The organism is Halobacillus sp. AWH4_228 (genome assembly GCF_056158365.1).
Genome location: NZ_JBSWTE010000001.1, coordinates 3235505 through 3254983, shown reverse-complemented (window position 1 = coordinate 3254983; position 19479 = coordinate 3235505). Strand labels below are relative to the sequence as shown.

Annotated in this window: 16 protein-coding genes and 1 pseudogene; 16 read left to right on the top strand and 1 reads right to left on the bottom strand. The window is 46.0% G+C overall.

Annotated features, from left to right (window positions below; translation table 11 throughout):
• The first annotated feature begins 2 nt into the window (after positions 1-2).
• From comX to ACXADP_RS16955, 4 genes and pseudogenes are all read left to right on the top strand, one after another.
• The gene (comX, locus tag ACXADP_RS16970) at positions 3-176 is read left to right on the top strand and encodes a competence pheromone ComX (RefSeq protein WP_474967538.1); all 174 of its coding nucleotides are present in this window, start codon (positions 3-5) and stop codon (positions 174-176) included.
• A 70-nt stretch (positions 177-246) separates the two neighbouring features.
• Positions 247-2553, top strand: a complete 2307-nt coding sequence (locus ACXADP_RS16965) for a sensor histidine kinase (RefSeq protein WP_474971974.1) — start codon at positions 247-249, stop codon at positions 2551-2553.
• A gap of 41 nt (positions 2554-2594) precedes the next feature.
• Positions 2595-3254 carry a response regulator transcription factor gene (locus ACXADP_RS16960; protein WP_474967540.1) on the top strand — a complete coding sequence of 220 codons (660 nt, stop codon included), beginning with the start codon at positions 2595-2597 and terminating at the stop codon, positions 3252-3254.
• 307 nt (positions 3255-3561) lie between these two features.
• Positions 3562-3698, top strand: a pseudogene (locus tag ACXADP_RS16955) (transposase); the annotation flags it as partial.
• A 301-nt stretch (positions 3699-3999) separates the two neighbouring features.
• Here the strand turns inward: ACXADP_RS16955 and ACXADP_RS16950 are convergent.
• Entirely contained in the window at positions 4000-5586 is a 1587-nt protein-coding gene (locus ACXADP_RS16950) for a hypothetical protein (protein ID WP_474971973.1), read from the bottom strand.
• A gap of 470 nt (positions 5587-6056) precedes the next feature.
• Here ACXADP_RS16950 and ACXADP_RS16945 point away from each other — a divergent pair, with 470 nt between their 5' ends.
• From ACXADP_RS16945 to proC, 12 genes are all read left to right on the top strand, one after another.
• Positions 6057-8198, top strand: coding sequence for a hypothetical protein (locus ACXADP_RS16945; protein ID WP_474971972.1), 2142 nt, complete (start codon positions 6057-6059; stop codon positions 8196-8198).
• 15 nt (positions 8199-8213) lie between these two features.
• Positions 8214-9380, top strand: a complete 1167-nt coding sequence (locus ACXADP_RS16940) for a HEAT repeat domain-containing protein (protein WP_474971971.1) — start codon at positions 8214-8216, stop codon at positions 9378-9380.
• Positions 9381-9396: 16 nt separating this feature from the next.
• A complete protein-coding gene (locus ACXADP_RS16935; protein WP_474971970.1) occupies positions 9397-10830 on the top strand; it encodes a glycosyltransferase family 2 protein in 1434 nt (477 codons plus the stop codon).
• A gap of 25 nt (positions 10831-10855) precedes the next feature.
• A complete protein-coding gene (locus ACXADP_RS16930; protein WP_474967545.1) occupies positions 10856-11674 on the top strand; it encodes a response regulator transcription factor in 819 nt (272 codons plus the stop codon).
• A gap of 25 nt (positions 11675-11699) precedes the next feature.
• Positions 11700-13058, top strand: coding sequence for a nucleotide sugar dehydrogenase (locus ACXADP_RS16925; protein WP_474967546.1), 1359 nt, complete (start codon positions 11700-11702; stop codon positions 13056-13058).
• Between the two features lie 50 nt (positions 13059-13108).
• Positions 13109-14941 carry a glutamine--fructose-6-phosphate transaminase (isomerizing) gene (gene glmS / locus ACXADP_RS16920; protein WP_474971969.1) on the top strand — a complete coding sequence of 611 codons (1833 nt, stop codon included), beginning with the start codon at positions 13109-13111 and terminating at the stop codon, positions 14939-14941.
• Between the two features lie 8 nt (positions 14942-14949).
• On the top strand, positions 14950-15120 hold the full coding sequence (locus tag ACXADP_RS16915; RefSeq protein ID WP_474967548.1) for a hypothetical protein: 171 nt from the start codon (positions 14950-14952) through the stop codon (positions 15118-15120).
• A 20-nt stretch (positions 15121-15140) separates the two neighbouring features.
• Complete coding sequence (glmU, locus tag ACXADP_RS16910) at positions 15141-16121, top strand: bifunctional UDP-N-acetylglucosamine diphosphorylase/glucosamine-1-phosphate N-acetyltransferase GlmU (RefSeq protein WP_474967549.1); 981 nt, start codon at positions 15141-15143, stop codon at positions 16119-16121.
• A 121-nt stretch (positions 16122-16242) separates the two neighbouring features.
• Entirely contained in the window at positions 16243-17064 is an 822-nt protein-coding gene (locus ACXADP_RS16905; protein WP_474971968.1) for a hypothetical protein, read from the top strand.
• 211 nt (positions 17065-17275) lie between these two features.
• On the top strand, positions 17276-17890 hold the full coding sequence (locus ACXADP_RS16900; protein WP_474967551.1) for a DUF421 domain-containing protein: 615 nt from the start codon (positions 17276-17278) through the stop codon (positions 17888-17890).
• A gap of 62 nt (positions 17891-17952) precedes the next feature.
• The gene (locus tag ACXADP_RS16895; protein ID WP_474967552.1) at positions 17953-18282 is read left to right on the top strand and encodes a thioredoxin family protein; all 330 of its coding nucleotides are present in this window, start codon (positions 17953-17955) and stop codon (positions 18280-18282) included.
• Between the two features lie 349 nt (positions 18283-18631).
• A complete protein-coding gene (proC, locus tag ACXADP_RS16890; RefSeq protein ID WP_474967553.1) occupies positions 18632-19474 on the top strand; it encodes a pyrroline-5-carboxylate reductase in 843 nt (280 codons plus the stop codon).
• Positions 19475-19479 lie beyond the last annotated feature (5 nt).

The window sequence follows — 19479 nt, the reverse complement described above, 5'->3', positions numbered from 1 at the left end:
TCATGCTATTTGAATTGGTTCAGAAGATTGTACAAAATCCAGCGCTTATGAATGCTGTGAAAGAGGGAAAAGCCGACCTTCCGGGTGTTTCTGAAGTGGAAAAGGAAGCCCTTATTGATGTGTTCGCATCCGAAGACCTTCAGGGCATAGAGTGGAGAATGTGTTACTGGAAGTAATCCATGATAGAGATCCTGAAAGCCAGAGATACTCTGGCTTTTTTGACGTTATAAAAGAAAGGGAATGGAAATGGCTCGAATAAAAAGTAAGAGATTTATCTTTTATTTTAGTTTTATCTTTGTTGTTGCTCTTTATTTAATTTTCGTAACGATGACGAAAACATATGTAGGTATCGATGTCAGTGAGAATAAAGAAAGATCCTTGATCGTGACGAAAGTGGATTCGATTGGCTGGGCTGCTCACCGGAAAATAAAAGAGGGAGATCGTGTTATTGAAGTCAATCACCAGGAGGCAGCCAGGTATCACTCCATTCAAAATTACGGGGTGATCGGTAACCTTAACCAGATGAAGGTCATGAGAGCAGGAACCGAGTTGGAATATAAGGTCCAAAACCCGATGAACTATAATACGCTGCTTTATCATACCATACTGCCGACGGTTGTATTTTTCGTTTTATTTTCGTTTTCATTACAAGTCTATGTAAAAAAACGGGGGGACCCGGTTGCGTTTTATCTGATCGCCTTTCTTCTGGCTGTTGGTATTGGGTATTTAAGTGCAGGCGCTTCTGCGAGAACGGATACTCTTGCGAGGATTATCAACAGTTTCAGCTTGATGATGGTTCCTGTGCTGTTTCTGCATTTTCATTATCAATATTTCTTGAAATACGAGATTCATCTGATTAAAAAGCGCCTATTGGCTGCGGTCTATTCCATTAATCTGGTTGTCGTTCTTATGGATATCATATCTATTTTCTGGATGTCTCTGGGGCATTATGAAGTGATCCGCAATACGCAGCTGATTCTTTTTTCCATGGAGATTCTTATCGGTTTGAGTGTTCTCCTGTATTCTTATCTGACCTTTCGGAAAACCATACATAAGTCGATTTTTCAAAATGCGATTTTCGGAATCATCGTCTCGTTTTTTCCTTTTATCTTCTTGACGGCGCTGCCTAATGCAGTTGTCGGCGTTGAACTGATTCCTGCGCCTGTAACCGCGGTATTCCTCATCTTTCTGCCGATCTTTTTTCTTTATCTCGTGCTGACGGATCGGATATTTGATATTGACTTTATTAACAGCCGTTTGCGGTACTATGCGGTCATTTCTTTCCTGTTGACGGCTGTGGTTATGATTCTGCTCGTTTTCTTTACGAATCTGGATGACCTGCAGTGGATCAGACTGGGGATTCTAACCTACGGACTCTTGATTTTGTTTTTCTATTTTGAAGAAAAGTTTTCTCTTCGTTCCAAATGGTTTGGAGATAAGTTTAACTATCAGCTGAGTCTTGATCGGTTTTCCTATGATGTAGCAAAAATATTAAAAAAAGAAGAGCTGGATGACCGGCTGCTCCGTGAAATCAAAGAGGTGCTTCCAGTAGAGCATGCCTGCCTGTTCTCCTATGACAAAATAGAAAATGAGATGAACCTCATTGCGGGAGATGAATCCATCCCCTACCCATTGATTCAGACGTATATCTCCTATAAAGGAACGTCGTTGTCCATAGGAATGCCGTTTCTATTAGAAGATGGATTAGGGTATGTGCTTAGTGAAAAGCATGATACGGTCGATATATTATGGATTGAACAAAAAGTCAACCGGACACCGTTCAACCAGGATGAGCAGCGTTGGCTGAAAACCATCGTCCAATATACAAGCATCGTATATGAAAATTTTCAATTGATTGAAGGAGTGACCGAAGATTTAAAAAGTTCGATCCAGGATGAACGACGTGTACCTTCGTGGATGCTTCGGTTCATGTTTAAGCTTTCAGAAGAGGAAAGAGCAAGACTTTCCGCCGACCTGCATGATTCTGCTCTTCAGGAACAGCTGGTGTGGTATCGGAAAGTAGAAGAAATAGCCGCCTTGGATCATTTGGATCGTCATGTAAAAGATGAACTCTCTGACGTACAGGAAGGTTTGCTGGGGGTTGTCAGTCAGATTAGGGAAACGTGCACCTTTCTCCGTCCTCCTTTTCTTAAGGAAACGGGTTTTGTGGAAGCATTATCCTACTTGATTGACCATTATCGTCAGCGGGAGGACTTTCATATTGACTATCGATATAATCATTTCACAGCTGATCTTGGGGATGAACAAGCTCTCACGCTTTATCGCATTGCGCAGGAACTGTTGAATAATGCGTCCAAGCATTCGAAGGCGGAATTAATTGAATTTGAACTGAAGAATGATGGAGATATGGTAATGCTATCCTATAAGGATGATGGAGTGGGCGTTCAGAATAATCAACAGAAGCCGTCAACAAAAAGCATGGGCTTAACGGGAATCAGACAGAGAGTCAACAGCCTCGGAGGGAGTATGGAATTCTTTTCACAGGAAGGATCAGGCGTTGAAGCCGCCATCTTAATTCAGGCGGAGGGATGAAGGAAACGATTGGAAAAAGGTTGGAGAAGAGGAGAGGTTTGATGGTTTCGATATTATTGGTGGATGATCATCCGGCTATTGGTGAAGGGTCCAAATTAATCATTGAAAGAGAGAGTGATATGGTTGTAACCATTGCAGACAGTCCTGGGAAAGCTTTGGAAATCTTAAGGGAGCAGAGCTTTTCAATTCTGCTGTTCGATCTGCGTATGAAAGGGATGAATGGCATTGAGCTGACCAAACATGTACGGGCTGAAGGACATACTTCGCCGGTACTCATCTATACAGGTCACGATGTAGGTCCTTATTTCAATACATTAGTGGAGTCTGGAGCTTCGGGGTTCATCAGCAAGACGGCTCCGCGGGAAGAATTGATTGAAGCGATCCGTTACGGGGTGAAGGGGAAAGCAATCGTTCCCGTCTCCCTTCTCGAACAACTAAGAAAAAATGAGGTCCGTGTTGAAGAAATGCCTGAACATGAGCTGCCGGATCGTGACGTTTCCGTTACGTCCAAAGAACAGGAAATCCTCAAAGAGGTTGCCAAGGGGAAAAGCAACAGGGAAATCGCTCAGATTTATTTTAAGAGTCCACGAACGATTGAATACAACTTAACGGAAATCTTCAAAAAACTGCAGGTAAAGACAAGAGCGGAAGCTGTGTTGAAATCCAAGCAGTGGGGGATTATCACGGATGATATGGATTGAATCAGCTCAAGAAGCGTCATCTATAAACCTATGGGCGTAGTTTAGGGGGATCTTCTATATATAGAAGATCCCCCTTTGGCTGTAGAAAAAGCCTGTGTTTACCAGTTAGAGTTGTCCATTTGTTGTATGAAGGGTCACTTTCCGCTTATCGGTAAATGAATGCCGCGGGTACGCCCTCCGCTGACTTGGTCAGGGAGGCCGCCTGCCCAAGTGGTTCTTCAGCCCCTGCTGTTCCCGCATCCTTCACCAATGAAAGCTCCTCGTGCCGGGTTAGAATAGATAGGAGAGAGGGTGTGCCCTAAGCAGGTTTGCAGATTCAAAAGAACGGCACGGGCTGCGTTATTGTCGCTTGCGCGGAAAAAGAATGTACGCGAACAAGCGTTACTGACGGCGGCCTGCCAAAACATGAAAAAGACTGCCCTTCACCTATCCAGGGTGAGATAGGTGAAGGAGAGTCTTTTTCGGTGAAGGGCGGGCGAATACCAGGAGACTCCTGCGGAAAAACGGGCGACCCGAGACCCCGCAGTGTGGGTTTTCACGAGGAGGCTCGGGCGTTCGTCCGCGGAAAGCGAGTGGTATTCGCCCGCACGAACTGCACAAAAAAAGCTTGCAGAAGAACACGGGGGTTCTCTACAAGCTGGGGGATCTTCTATTACATAGAAGATCCCCCTTTTATTTTTCACAGCCTGTCTTTTTTCCCGAGGTCGCTTAGATGCTCGGACGAATCTTCAACTGCATCCTTCACTTATTCTTTGGCATCGTCCCAATATCGATAGGCATGGACAGTATAGCCCTGGTAAGAGGAATAGGAACGGAATGCCTCATCAACGAGGGAAAGCTGATTCTCCATGACCTCTTTTCCTTCCTCATAGAACGAAATATGTGGGTGGGAAGGATTTTCTTTGATTTCTACGGAAATAAGAAGATCTTTTCCAAGCTCTTCAGAAAAATTGACTTCATTCTCAGCAGCTTGAATGATGCCCTCTGCTTGATCACGGAAGGCCATAACTGAGGTGTGATCCATCAATTCGATTACCCATTCATTAAAAGGCGTTTCCGGGGATCCCGGGGTTTCTATATCATCAAACCACATGGCCATGTCCATACTGGCCTCCAAGTCCGAGTCTTCTTTTGTTTCTTGTACAAAGCGTTCCAAGTTGCCCATCCATTGTTTCAATACAGATGCCTGATCGGTGGACCATGATGGTTCTACATAAGGCTCGATATCCAGGTGGATGCCATCAAAGGACTGGTTTTCGTTTACCTCCTGATTGTAGGATTTCACATAATCCACAAGTTTTAAAATCCGGTGTTCTTCTTCCTTCAAGGCCCAGGAAGGGTGTCCACCCATGGCATGTACTTCGATTCCGGCTGCATCCGCGGCTTCCACGAAGTGGGAATAGGCGCTGTAGGGCTGGGATAGATCCAGACGTGTATAGAGCAGATTAATATTGTTTTCTTTTGCGAAATCCAGGATTTTATCTTTTTCATTGATAAGGGTTTCCGCTTCCCATACGTATGTTCCTCGCTTCTGTTCTTTTTCCATGTCCTCTTCGGAAGGTGTTTCCTCCTGCTGTTTTAGATTCGCATAATCATCGATGGCATAACCCGCATAGGAACTGTGCTCCCCAAGGTGTTTATCTATCAGATCGAGGTGCATATGCATACTCTCCGGTCCCTCTTCATAAAAGGTCGTCCAATTCCTCCCTGTTTCTGCTGTCGTTATGCCGATGAGGATCTGTCGTCCTGCCTGGTCTGCGGCCTCTAATTCATTCTCGGTCAAGGCTTCGATTCCATTGGTCGTTTCCAGCGTATCCCGGAAGGCAAGAATGGTCGTATGGTCAAATTGTTGAATCACCCATTCATGAAAAGGAACGTCAGACTGTCCGGGTGTTTCCATTTCATCCAACCAAAAAGGGATGGAATGACTGATTTCAAGTGCCCTGTCTTCCGGGACCGATTGAATCCCTGCTGTGATATTCGCTTTCCATTCACGAAGGACCCGGGGCTGGTCGTCATACCATTCCTCCAAGTATTGGGGCTGGACTTTGAAATGAATACCAGCAAACTGCTGGTCCGATGAGACGGATTGGTTGTATTCCATTACCTCATCCACAAAAGCATCATATCTCCCCTGATTTTCCCCCAGGGCCCATGAAGGTTCTCCGCCAAGGGCATGGACCTCGATCCCTTTGCTGTCTGCTTCCTGAATGAAGTCTGCCGTTACCTGTGGATCCTCTTCTATTCCTTTCAGATATAAAACATTGATGCTGTTCTGCCCGGCGGTCTCCAGAATGGATTCTTGTTCTTCGCCGAGTTCCGTTTTTTCCACCCACATGGCCCTCTTGTATTCTTCTGACTCTGAAAAGCCAAAGAGAGGGAGCGAGAGAGCGGTGAGCATTAAAGATAGACATAGGATTCGATTCATTGTTTACCTCCAAGTGTGTAAGTGATGAGTTTTTAACCAGATTTCTGCCAAACGTACCCTTCTGTTTCTTTCTCTTTATCCGGGGGTCCCGCAACTGATGAACCAGGTATTTTTGAAAGCGGTTCATCTATCCCCGCTTCTGAATCCGAAGCCCGACCCCCTGATAAAAAGGGCGCGGATTTTGTCGGATTTTTGCGGAGGGTTCCGAAATAGAAATTCGCTGTTCCGAAACTGGGTTTTCGATGAAGTGTCCGGACCCCCGTGTTAGCGTTATAAACGTAGCGAGGCAATACACTAACAATCTAAACGCTCTACATTAAGTTTGCAACACTAAAAAAATTTTCCCTAAAGCAAAATTTGAAGGAGGGGGATAAATGAGATGGAAGGGGAAAGGGCTCGCTGTTCTCTTTTTTATAACAGTGGCTGGCAGTTGGTTTTTAGTGGGATCAACAAAGATGACGGAAAGCGAACAGCTCCAAAATGGGAGCCAGCTGACATTTCGTACGCAGGGCGAGCAATTCGAAGTCTATCAGGATGAAAGCTGGTCACCGCTTTTTATTAAAGGGATAAATATGGGAGCCACTTTGCCCGGCCATTTCCCGGGAGAACTTCCCATTTCTAAAGACGACTACCTCCGCTGGTTTGAAATGATTGATGAAATGGGAGTGAACACGATTCGGATTTATACGATCCATCCTCCTGTTTTCTACGAAGCGCTGGTGGAATACAACGAAGATACCCAAGGGGATCCTCTTTATTTCATGCAGGGGGTCTGGTCTCCGGTGAATATCATGGATGACACGGGAGATGCTTTATCCAACCGTGTGCTGCAGGCTTTTAAGCAAGAGATTGATCATGCTGCAGGAGCGGTTTATGGAGACATCCGGATACCTGAGCAGGATGGGAAAGCAAGCGGGAACTATACGGCGTATGCCGGCCCTTATTTGGCTGCCTGGCATATTGGAACGGAATGGAATCCTGATCTTGTTCAACAGACTAATGATAAACACAGCGATGATCCAGCTTTCAGTGGCACATATTTTGGAACCACCGAAGATGCCTCCCCCTTTGAAAGCTGGTTAGCTGAACTTTTGGATTACACAGCAGAGCAGGAAAGTGAAAGAGGGTGGCAGCATCCGATGACCTTTACCAATTGGATGACAACCGATCCTCTGGAGCATCCGCAGGAACCCCAGAAAAGAGAGGATATGGTGAGTGTCGATCCCACACATATTGAGGAAACGAACTGGGCTGCCGGCTATTTTGCTTCGTATCACGCTTACCCGTACTATCCGGACTTTTTAAGGTTCACCGATGAGTACGATGACGTAAAAAATGAAGATGGAAAGGTAGATACATACCTCGGATACTTGAAAGATTTGAAAGATTATCATGAAGGACTGCCTGTCATGATCAGTGAATTCGGAGTTCCTTCATCCAGAGGAAGTGCTCACAATGGTCCTTTAGGCCGGGATCAGGGCGGACATAGTGAACAAGAGCAGGGAAAACATGCTGTCGATCAGCTTCACCATATATACAACGAAGAATTCTCGGGGGCTCTGCTTTTCACCTGGCAGGATGAGTGGTTTAAGAAAACGTGGAATGCCATGCCTTTGAGTACAGATCACAGGGAGGCGTTCTGGTATAACACGTTATCTGCTGAACAATCCTACGGTGTTTTAGGCATGTACCCGGAAAAAGCTGATGATGTGGAGATTGATGGTGATCTCAAGGATTGGCAGGAACTGGAGAAGGAAGACGTGGAGAAAATCTCTGCACCGCTCACTGATTTGAATGTGACCCATGACGAAGGGTATGTGTACATTTCCGCGCGATTACCAGAGGACATCGACTTGGAGAAGCAGTCTGTTTATGTAGGTGTCGATAGTGTGGAGGGAGGAACAGATCCTCCTCAACACCTCCACGGCATCCAACTGGAAGAAGGACTGGAGACGATGATACGTCTCAGTGCATGGGAAAAAAGTGAAGTGTTGATCGAATCCACCTATGATTTCCATACGCGTCTCTATGAAGAAGCTTCCGGCAGCGGTCAGGAGGGAACCTTCCAACCTTGGAAAATGGCTGTCAGTCTACCATTGAGGCATCCTTTGACAAAAGAGGAAATTCCATTTGAAGCCGTAGAGGTGGGACAGATGGACCGCGCTTCCCTTGTGAATCAGGCAGAGGCCGACTGGGAAATCAAAGGCCGTGTGCTGGAGATGAAAATCCCCTGGGGACTGTTAGGGTTCTCAGATCCGAGTACAAAAAAGGCGGTCGGTTATCCTTCTTCTGAGCAGATGGAAGGGGATCTTCCTAAAGAGACGGTGGATGGCATCCGCCTCCTCCCCTGGATCTATGATAAAGAATCAGAGGAAATCCGTGGGTTAAGCAGCTCAGTTTCTACAGAGCCGTACCCGATCTACGAATGGAAGGAATGGCAGGAAACAGCGTATGAAGAAAAAAGAAAGGCGAGCTATTACATGATGAAAGAAGCCTTACAGGGATTGGAACAATAAGGAAGGAGGTTCTCCATGTATATCAACGTTCAAATCGCTTACTACATGATTGGGGTTTTACTCATTCTCATGACCGCATTCATTATGGCGACGTTAAGTTTGAAATGGAATAAAAAACGTGTAGAAAAGCGGAGAGCGCAATGTCTGGTTCGACATAAAGATTATCTGGAATATGTACAAATGCACTTAGGAGAAGAAGACCGGTTAAGACCCCCCGGCGGCTCTCTGACAACCTTTGAACGACGAGTGCTGCAGAGCGAGCTTGTCCAATGGATCAATCAGCTGGATGGGATTTACCGGCAGGGGCTGTTAAGGCTGTGCGGGGATCTCGGGCTGGTCGAACACAATTTAAAGCGGTTGGGCAGTCATCGGCCGCTTGTCCGGTTGGATGCCGCGTATCACCTTGGAGCATTGAGGGCACCTGAAGCCACATCCTCTCTGCTTTCCCTGCTGTATAAGAAGCGTGTGGATTCTTCCTCCTTCATTTATGCACGGGCGGCTGCCCAAACGGCCACACAGTTAAGTGAGATGGGCGATCTGCTCCGTTTCCTTATTGAGAATGGGAAGCAGGATGTTCATTTGACAGCAGACATCACAAAGGAATCTGAACTTGATTTAACACAGTTATTTATCACATTCCTGCATGAAAAGGATCCCAAATATGTGAAGCTCGGGCTTATTGGTCTTCAGAACAGCGTGAAGGCTGATCTGCCTGACCGTATTCAGGAACTGACGAAATCGGATGATCGTGACATTCGTATGAACGCAGCTAAACTGCTGATTTCCTCGGTTGACTTATCTGAAGAGGATGTTCAATTTTATCTTGCTTTCCCGGACTGGGAGGTCCGCAGACTTTTTGCTGAATGGATTGGGAGATCTGGTCTCATTCAATACATTCCCTTGTTATCCACCCGGCTGGAAGATGTAAACTGGATGGTCGCTCGTGCGAGTGCAGCGAGTCTAGTCCGTATGGGAGACGAAGGGTTTGAAGCCCTGTGCCAATTGGCTGTTGGAGATGGAAGTGAGCATGGAAGGGCCGTGGCCATGGAATTCATCGAAGAAAATTTGAAGCAGTCAACCTCCCCATCTTCCCATGTCGAGGACATCATGAGTCACAACCATAAAGAGTTTCTGTACAAGAAGTATTTTGAAAATCACCAGGCATTAACAAACGTCATGTAAGGAAGGAGGATGAAGAATGAGAGAGATCCTGCTGTTCTATGGAATTTTTGCCATGTATTACGTAGTTACGATCAACACCATTTACTTCGGAATTATCTTATTTTCCTTCCGGAGAATACTAGGAATTATGAAGGAAACCTTCTACTCAAAGTATGAGGCCCTGTCCGGATCCAAACATGTCCCGCCCATATCTATCCTTGTTCCAGCTTTCAATGAAGAGCTGACTATCAAGGAAAATGTCAGATCCCTGCTGGCCCTCCATTACCCGGAGTTTGAAGTGATTGTGGTGAATGACGGATCGGGAGACAAAACCCTCGATACCTTAATCGAGGAGTTCCAATTAAAATATCATCCCCCGAATATGATCAAAGATACGATTGCTACAGCTGAGGTCAAAGGGGTTTACTACAATCCGGATTATCCAACTCTCTATCTTGTAGATAAAGAGAATGGTGGAAAAGCAGATTCCCTGAATGCCGGCATCAACTTATCGAATTACTCACTGATCTCATCGATCGATGCGGATTCTTTACTCGAAGAAGATGCGCTGATCCGGATTGCCAGAAAGTATATGGAAAATCCTGAGGAGAATGTGGCGATTGGTGGGAACGTGCGGATTGCCAACGGCTGCCGTATCCAAAACGGGATGGTGAAGCAGGTCAATCTTCCGAAAAAATTACTGCCGATGTTCCAGACCGTAGAGTACTTAAAAGCGTTTCTAGGCGGACGGATCGGCTGGAGTGACGTCAATGGACTGATTATCGTTTCCGGTGCTTTCGGTGTCTTTAAGAAAGAATACGTTGTAAAAGTCGGAGGCTACCGCGGGGGTTACCCTGGGGAGGATATGAACATTATCATAAAACTTCACCGCTACATGCTGGATCACAAGCTTCCCTACAAAATCGATTTTTGTCCGGATGCAGTCTGTTGGACGCAGGCTCCCGACACGTTCAAGATTCTCGGCAGTCAGCGGAAACGCTGGGGCCGTGGAAATTTGAAAAATATGATTGAAGAAGGGCGCTTCATGTTCATGCGTCCGAAATACAAGATCATGGGTATGTTAACGATCCCATATAACATTATTTTTGAAACTTTGAGCCCTTATTTCCGAATTACAGGTTTTCTCGCCATTCTCGGTTACAGCTTCATGGACATGACCGGATGGAAGCTCATGGGAATCTTCATGCTGATTAATGTTCTGTACGGAACACTGCTTGGCTTAGGTTCGCTGCTTTTGGAGGAAATGGCCTTTCAGCGCTACCCGAGAGTCCGCGATTATTTCAAGATGATTTTGTACACGGTTTTGATGTTCTTCGGATACCGTCAGCTGGGGATTTTATGGAGGTTCCTCGGTCACATCGACTTTATGCGGAAAAACAACTCCTGGGGAACGATGGTACGAACCAGTTGGAATGAAGACGAAGACGAAGACAAGGAAAAGGCCGCATAACCGAACGAAAAAAGGAGGGTGGAAAATGGCAGCGACTCATATTGGTTCCCGGATCATTCAATCGTTCAATCATTTTCTTCACTATTATCAGAGCAGCCAATTAAAGTGCGGGATCATTCTGGCCCGTGCAGATATGAATGAAGCAGAGGTCGGGGAAATGGAAGCGTATTTGGAAAAGGAAGAGCCGGGTACCGCCTTTCAAGTCAGTTACGATCCACAGGAGAAGATTCTTGGCATCCTGCTTGATGGCTGTGCCTTGGCGTATACCCATTTTCTATCGCTGCACGTGAAAGATGTGTTAAGCCGGAACCGCCAGCTCACCGGAGATTTATGGGTGGGGAGCTTTCCTGAAAACAGCGACCACGCAGAACAAATGATGTTTGACATGCTTTGGAGAATCATTGATGGAAACCACGAAACGAACGATATCCATGTTTATCAAGGACAGAAGGAAAAGGGTCCATCAACGAAATCCGTGCTGCTTGTTGATAGTGATCAAAGCTTAGTTCAGTTATTGACAAACTACCTGCAGGGAAAAGGTTATGTCGTCCATACAGCAGAAGACGGGAAAACGGGCGTGGATGTCTATCAAAATGTCCTGCCGGATCTCGTCATTACGGAAATCAATCTGTCCGCTCTGGGAGGCTATCAGTTCATCAATCAAATCAAGAACATCGACGAAGCCTCCAAAAAGTCGACAGCGATCATAGTTCTTACAAATAAACAATTGGAAGAAGATGTGAGGCGCACGTTTGATTATGGTGTCTCCGATTATATGACCAAGCCCTTTTCACTTGTAGAGCTTGAAGCACGGATGAAAAGACTCGTGAGCGTTTCTAAATAAATCTTATAAAAGAGAGGGATCAGGAATGGGATATTTTGAACAGCTGTCTCAGAAGATTGAAATGAAGAAAGCAAATATCGGAGTTGTCGGTATGGGGTATGTCGGGCTGCCACTGGCTGTCGAAATGGTGAAGTCAGGATTCAACGTATGTGGCATCGATTTGGATCAGAAGAAGATTCAGTCGCTGCGTGAAGGGCATTCCTACATCAACGATATTGCGGATGAGGATTTGCAGCAGGCGCTTGCCACAGATCGGTTCTTTCCAACAAGTGACTATGAAGTTGTCAAAGACCTTGATGCGGTCAGCATTTGTGTCCCTACCCCATTAAGTGAGAACCAGGATCCGGATACTTCCTATATTACAGGCGTGATCAACAGCATGAAGCCCTTTATGAAAAAAGGAATGCTCGTGACGCTGGAAAGCACCACATATCCGGGGACGACCGAAGAACTGATTTTGAAAGAATTCAATCGTATGGGATACGTCGAAGGCGAAGATATCTTCCTTTGTTATTCACCTGAGCGCGTGGATCCAGGGAACCAGTCCTTCAACACGCATAACATGCCGAAAGTTATGGGCGGCATGACAGAAAAATGTAATACAGTCGGAGGGCTTCTCTACAGAAATTACATTCCAAACGTTGTTCCTGTTACGTCACCCAAAGTTGCAGAGATGTCCAAGCTTCTAGAAAATACGTTCCGAAGCGTCAATATTGCTTTTGTCAATGAGATTGCAATGATGTGTGAACGTATGGATATCGATGTGTGGGAAGTGATTGATGCAGCGGCAACGAAACCATTCGGCTTTATGAAGTTCCAACCGGGACCTGGAATCGGCGGTCACTGTATCCCTCTGGATCCGATGTACTTGTCCTGGAAAGCCAAAGGATTCCGCTTCTATAGTAAGTTCATCGATCTGGCCCAGTCGATCAACAGCAACATGCCGGACGTTGTCGTTGGAAAGACGTCACAGGTATTGAACATTCATGGGAAGTCCATCAATGATTCTAAAATCCTTATTCTCGGTATGGCCTATAAACCGAATATCAGTGATCTTCGTGAATCACCGGGGCTGTATCTCTATGAACTATATAAAGAAAACGGAGCGAAGGTGGAGTATCACGATCCCCATGCCCACAGCTTCCTGGATGATGATGGTGACGTCGTCCACTCGGTTCCTTATGATAAAGAACAGCTGAAAGAGTACGACTGCCTTGTCATGGTCACGAATCACAGTGACTTTGATTATCATGAACTGGCGGAATTAGGAGTTCCGATTGTAGATACAAGGAACGCTTTCCAAGCCTTCGATCAACCACACATTCATAAACTTGGAACGGCTTCGAAAGTGAACAAGAAACAGCACGAATCCATTGCTCTGTAATCAATCAAAGAAAGCTTAAAAACTACTTATTATAAAGGGGATGAACGACAATGTGCGGAATCATGGGATATGTTGGAGATAAAGAAACACAGCGTGTATTAACAGAAGGACTGCGTAAGCTGGAATATCGCGGCTATGACTCTGTTGGTATCGCATTGAACAACGGGGAAACCCTTCAGCATGAGAAGTCTAAAGGAAGACTCGAAGTGTTGGAAGAAAAATTGGAGGGGGCTCCGCTTTCTGGGTCGATCGGAATCGGTCATACCCGATGGGCTACACACGGACGCCCTTCCGATGAGAATTCCCACCCGCATCTGGATGAGCAATCCAAATTTGCTGTCGTCCATAACGGCATTATTGAGAACTATATGGAAATTAAGCGGGAAATGAAGGAGGAAGGCTATTCCTTTACTTCTGAAACGGATTCCGAAGTGATTTCCCACTTATTCTCTCATTTATATGATGGAGAAATAGTATCGACCATCCAGAAAGTGGTGGATAGACTGGAAGGAGCCTACGCGCTTGGAATAGTTTCTGAGCATGATCCAGAGCGGTTGTATGCTGTGCGTGAAGCCAGTCCCCTCATCATCGGATCCGGCGATGGAGAATCCCTGATCAGCTCCGACATCCCCGCTCTGCTGGAACATACACGTGATGTTTATATTTTGGAAGACGGCGAGATGGCAATCCTTTCAAAAGAAGGTGTCACGTTGATGGAAACGGAGACAGGAAAGGAATTGACACGCGATATTTTCCGAGTGGACTGGGATATGGAACAGGCTGAGAAAAATGGGTATGATCACTTTATGCTGAAAGAGATCTTCGAACAGCCGACGGCACTTCGGAAAACGATGACCGGTCGTCTTGATCAGGAAGCGAAACGTGTGGACTTCGAGGAACTGCAGTGGTCACCTGAAACCATTCAGCAATGGAACAAAATTACGATTGTAGCCTGTGGGACAGCTTATCATGCAGGGTTGATCGGTAAGCATGTAATCGAGGAACTGACACGTATTCCAGTCGATGTTGAAGTGGCTTCGGAATTCCGCTATCGACGCCCGATCGTAGACGAGAAGACATTGGTCATTGTTGTCAGTCAATCTGGAGAAACAGCAGATACTCTGGCCGCGCTGCGTCAAAGTCAACACCTTGGAGCGAATGTTCTGGCCATAACGAACGTTGTCGGAAGCTCCATCGCCCGTGAAGCAGATGAAGTGATTTTGACAATGGCCGGTCCGGAGATTGCTGTAGCTTCTACAAAAGCGTACACCACACAAGTGCTGTCATTCTACCTATTAGGTCTGTATCTTGCTGAAAGCAAACAAACCATCACCGAACAAAACTACAAGCAGCTGATTGAGTCCATCATCGAACTGCCGGAGAAAATCGAGGACATGCTGGAGCACTCTCAGGGAATCCGCTGGTACAGTGATTCCATCAAAGATGCCAAAAGTGTCTTTTTCCTCGGCCGGGGACTGGATCATGCGGTTGCGTTGGAAGGATCGTTGAAACTGAAGGAAATCTCCTATATTCATTCGGAAGCTTATGCAGCAGGGGAATTGAAGCACGGAACGCTGGCCTTGATCGAAGAAGGGACACCAGTCATTGCTCTCATTACACAAGATGAAGTGAGTGAGAAAATGCTCGGGAATGTCAAGGAAGTAAAAGCCCGTGGAGCGCAGGTGCTGGGGGTCGCAGAAGAAGGGAATCTGGATATATGGGAGTATGTAGATGAAACGTGCTATATTCCGAACACTCCATCCATTCTGACACCGCTGCTGACAGTCGTTCCTTTACAATTGATCGCTTATTATACATCGCTCGCTCTTGGTAACGACGTCGACAAACCAAGAAACCTTGCGAAGAGCGTTACGGTCGAGTAGGTATCCAAATGATGGAGGTCATGGAACGGCAGCAGACAAAACTGAATAAAAGTAATTTAAAAGGGCTGATGCTTGGGGTTTATGAAAAGGTGGAGAACGAAAGCATCCAAACGGACCGTCAGATTATTGATGAGGTGATGGAGCAGTTAAGACCAATCATCCAGCCGATCGAGGAATAACTACGAATGGGGGAAGAAAAATGAGTGAAACGTTTGCTGTAGTATTAGCTGCTGGCAAAGGAACAAGGATGAAATCCGATCTTCCGAAAGTTCTTCATAAGGTTTGTGGAAAACCTATGGTGGAACATGTCATTGATCAGCTGAAGCAGCTTTCCATCGATGAGATCGTTACCGTTGTGGGTCATCAGAGTGAACGAATACAGGAACAGCTGGGTTCGACCGTAGAGTATGCTTATCAAGCGGAACAGCTCGGCACAGCTCATGCCGTGAAAATGTCTCATGAACAGCTGGGTCATCGTGAAGGCAGCACGCTGATCATTACAGGAGATACGCCGCTCATATCCAGCGGAACGTTAGCCGATTGTCTGGAACTCCATCAGGAGACAAACGCAGCTGCTACGATTCTGACGATGCAGCCGGATGACCCCGCGGGCTATGGAAGGATTATTCGTAATGAGCAGGGACAGGTGGAACGGATTGTTGAAGAAAAGGATGCTTCCGAGCAGGAGCGTTCCGTCAACGAGGTGAATTCGGGTATTTTCTGTTTCGATAACGGGCTGTTATTTGAAGCTTTGGATCTTGTGTCAACGGACAATGAGCAGGGGGAATATTATCTGCCGGATGTCATTGAGGTCCTGCAGCAAAAAGGGGAGCGAATCTCAGCAGCCCGTATGCCGGACGTTGACGAAGGACTCGGCATTAATGATCGAACCCAGCTTGCGAAGGCGGAGAAAATTTTACAGAAACGCATCATTGAATTTCATATGGAAAATGGGGTAACGATTATTGATCCCTTCTCTACTTACATAGGTGCTGACGTGACCATCGGCATCGATACGGTGATTGAACCGAGGACGCATTTAAGAGGGAAAACGAAAATAGGAACGAACTGCATCATTGGTCCGGATGTGGATCTGGAGAATTATCAAGCAGCGGATCGTACAAAAGTGAAAAATTTCTCAAGAACAAATGATATCAGTTCTCTGCCCTATGTTAACTAAATTACAGAAGGAAAGACCTTTCAATGGTGAAAGGTCTTTCTTTAAACGAAAATTCTCCCGAAGAAACAGCATCATCGGATCAGTGATGCTGTTTCTTCTCATCATTGGGGTGGGCATATACATGAGTCAACCATCAAAAGTGAAGGCTACCTGGATCTGGGATTTGGACGAGATGGAAGGAAGCATAGAGGAAAATATCGCTTTCGCTGAAGAGCAGGAAGTGAATTTAATCTATCTGCACATCAGTATTAAAGGATTCGACAGGGAGCGTGTAGAGGCGTTTATAGAAGAAGCTTCCGCTCATAATATCCAAGTGTATGCCCTTGGTGGTGATCCCAACTGGGCGCTGGACAAACATCAGGATAGTCTTGCTGCCTTTATATCCTCGGTCAAGGATTATAATCAAGACGTTCCAAGTGAAGCAGGATTCAAAGGGATCCATATGGATATTGAGCCTTACCTTCTGCCCGAGTGGGATGCGGACAGGGATGAAGTCATAACTCAATGGATGGATAATGTCACATTCTTAAGACAAGAAGTGGAAAAAACAGGCCAGGATCTTCAATTGAGTGGAGATTTTCCGTTTTGGGTGAATGATTTACAAGTGCCGGAGGAAAGTGGATCGCTCAGCTCGTGGATGCTGTCTCAACTGGATTCTATGACGATTATGGCTTACAGGGATTATACGGAAGGACGTAACGGGATTAAACATATTGCTTCCCCCCTCATCGAACAGGCAGCGAATCAAGATAAATCGGTGGTTATTGCTGTGAATGTCATCAAGACGGATGAAGGCAGTTATACGACTTTCTACGACAGCTCACCCGGTCAGATGGAACAGGAGTTGAACGGGTTGAACCAAAGCTTTTCCGGCCATCCCGGCTATGCAGGGACCGCTGTCCACGACTACAGCTATTGGAAGCTTTATCGGAACAAAGAATAGGGGAACGATGTTCTGCTTGTAGAGAAACCTTGTTTTTCTACAAGCTTTTTTTATCTCCGCAATCCTGCCGTGGAGGGGGATATTTTCATCCGTTCAGGACAACGTATGAAGGATATAGGAAACGATGGGGTACATAAACGGACGGTTTTGAGGAGCTGGTTCGGGTTATACATCGGTTCTTCTGCCTTCGTATGGAAACGAGGTGTCTTTTATGGATTGGATATGGAAAGCTGTTTTAATCATCCTCGCAGGTACGATTATTCTTCGTATCGCCGGTCGGAAGTCAATCTCGCAGATGACCTTGTCCCAGACCGTCATCATGATTGCCATTGGGTCGCTGCTGATCCAGCCTGTCGCAGGAGAGAACATCTGGGTTACATTTGGTGTTGGCGGTGTGCTTGTCTTAACTTTGATGGCGATGGAATATTCCCAGGTGAAACTTGATTTTATGGAGAAGTTTTTAACGGGGAGGTCTGTCTCGATTATTGAAAATGGCCAGCTGAATGAAAAAAACTTGAAGAAGCTGCGTTTCACTGTGGACCAATTGGAAATGAAGCTCCGGCAGTCGAATGTGTCCTGTATTCAGGATTTGAAATCGGCCACTCTTGAACCCAACGGCCAGCTCGGCTTTGAGCTGAAAGAAAGGAAGCAGCCTGCGACCAAGCAGGACGTGGAAGACTTAAAGCAGCAGCTGCATCTGCTGGCTTCCAAGCTGCATCCGGATCAAGCGGTCCAGCCTTCCTCAGAAAGCCCGTCCGGTGAGGATTTGTTTAAGGAAGTCGAAAACAAACATCATGAGCAGCCTTTCCCTCGCCGTCTTCAGTAGGAAGAGGCGCGTGGAAGGAATTTTGGTTTAGAAGCTGATATAATGAACTCGAGGTGAGACAAATGGATTCTATACACTCCATTGAAGATTTAGATGCTTTTGTAAATGAGGAAATGCTCTCGATTGTTTATGTATCCAGACCGGGCTGCTCCGTTTGTCATGGTCTTCTACCTCAAGTGGAGGATCTGCTGGCTGATTATCCAAGCATACAAGCCCGCCATGTGAATGCAGATGAAGTACCCCAGGTTGCCGGTCATTACTCTGTGATGACTGTACCGGCCGTTCTTGTCTATTCGGAAGGAAAAGAGCTCTTCCGGAAAGCCCGCTTCGTGCCGATCGGTGAACTCAATCAGCAGCTCGCTAAATTAAATCATTTTATAAACGAAAGCTGAATGCCTGCTTCTGGTCCTTTGACCAGAAGCAGCTTTTTTTATGCATGAAAAAGGGAGGGCGGTTTTTCAGATGAGTGGGGAATGAAAAAATGAATGATTATTCCAACAATTCGGTTTTGTCGAGCATTTCTTAAAAATTCAAGCCGCAAATACATCCATGAGACGAGATTATTTCCGATGAGAAGCGATGACTGCGAAATATCTCTCTTTGAAACCGTTTACACGGACTAATTGACGAATATAGACCCGACTTGTAGAAAAGCCCTTGAATCTGTTTTTGCCAGTGTTATGATGAAAAACGTCTTAGAGAAAAAGCGAACAAAAATGCGAACGGGAGAGATTAACCCAAATGATTAAACAAACGATTGCTTTTCTAGGTGCAGGATCTATGGCAGAGGCGATGATTTCAGGAATGGTGGAGTCGGGTAATATTCCAGCTGAACAGATCATTGTAACCAACCGAAGTAATCAGGAACGTTTAAACCACATTCAATATAAATACGGCGTCCGTACAGTATTAAAAGATGAATTGAATTTCGCTGAAGTGGATCAGTTCATTCTGGCAATGAAGCCGAAAGATATTGACGCTGTTTTGGAAGACTTGAAAAATAAATTGACCCCGGACCAAGTTCTTGTATCTGTTCTTGCCGGTATTTCTACTTCTTATATGGAAGATCGTCTGAATGACCGCCAGCAGGTGGTCCGTGTGATGCCGAATACTTCCAGCATGCTTCGTGAATCAGCCACGGCCGTGTGCCCCGGGCAGTTCGCAGACATGGAGAAGGTCGAAGTTACGAAAGCTCTGCTTCGTTCAATCGGTGAAGTCTTCGTCATAGAAGAAGAGAAAATGGACGTCTTCACTGGAATCGCTGGAAGTGGACCTGCGTACTTTTATTATTTGATGGAGCATATCGAAGAAACGGGCCGTTCAGAAGGGATGGATCCGGAAACGCTTCGTGAAATTGGAGCACAGACACTGCTTGGTGCCGCCAAAATGATGTTGGAACGTGATGAATCCCCGGCAGAACTGCGGGAGAACGTAACTTCACCGAATGGTACAACGGCAGCAGGACTCGATGCGCTTGCAGCCAGCGGCGGAGGTCAGGCGATTTCAGAAGCCGTACGCGGTGCCGCTTCCCGATCCAAAGAATTGAGTGCAGAACTTGAAGGACTTCTCGTAGGCAGTAGATAAATACA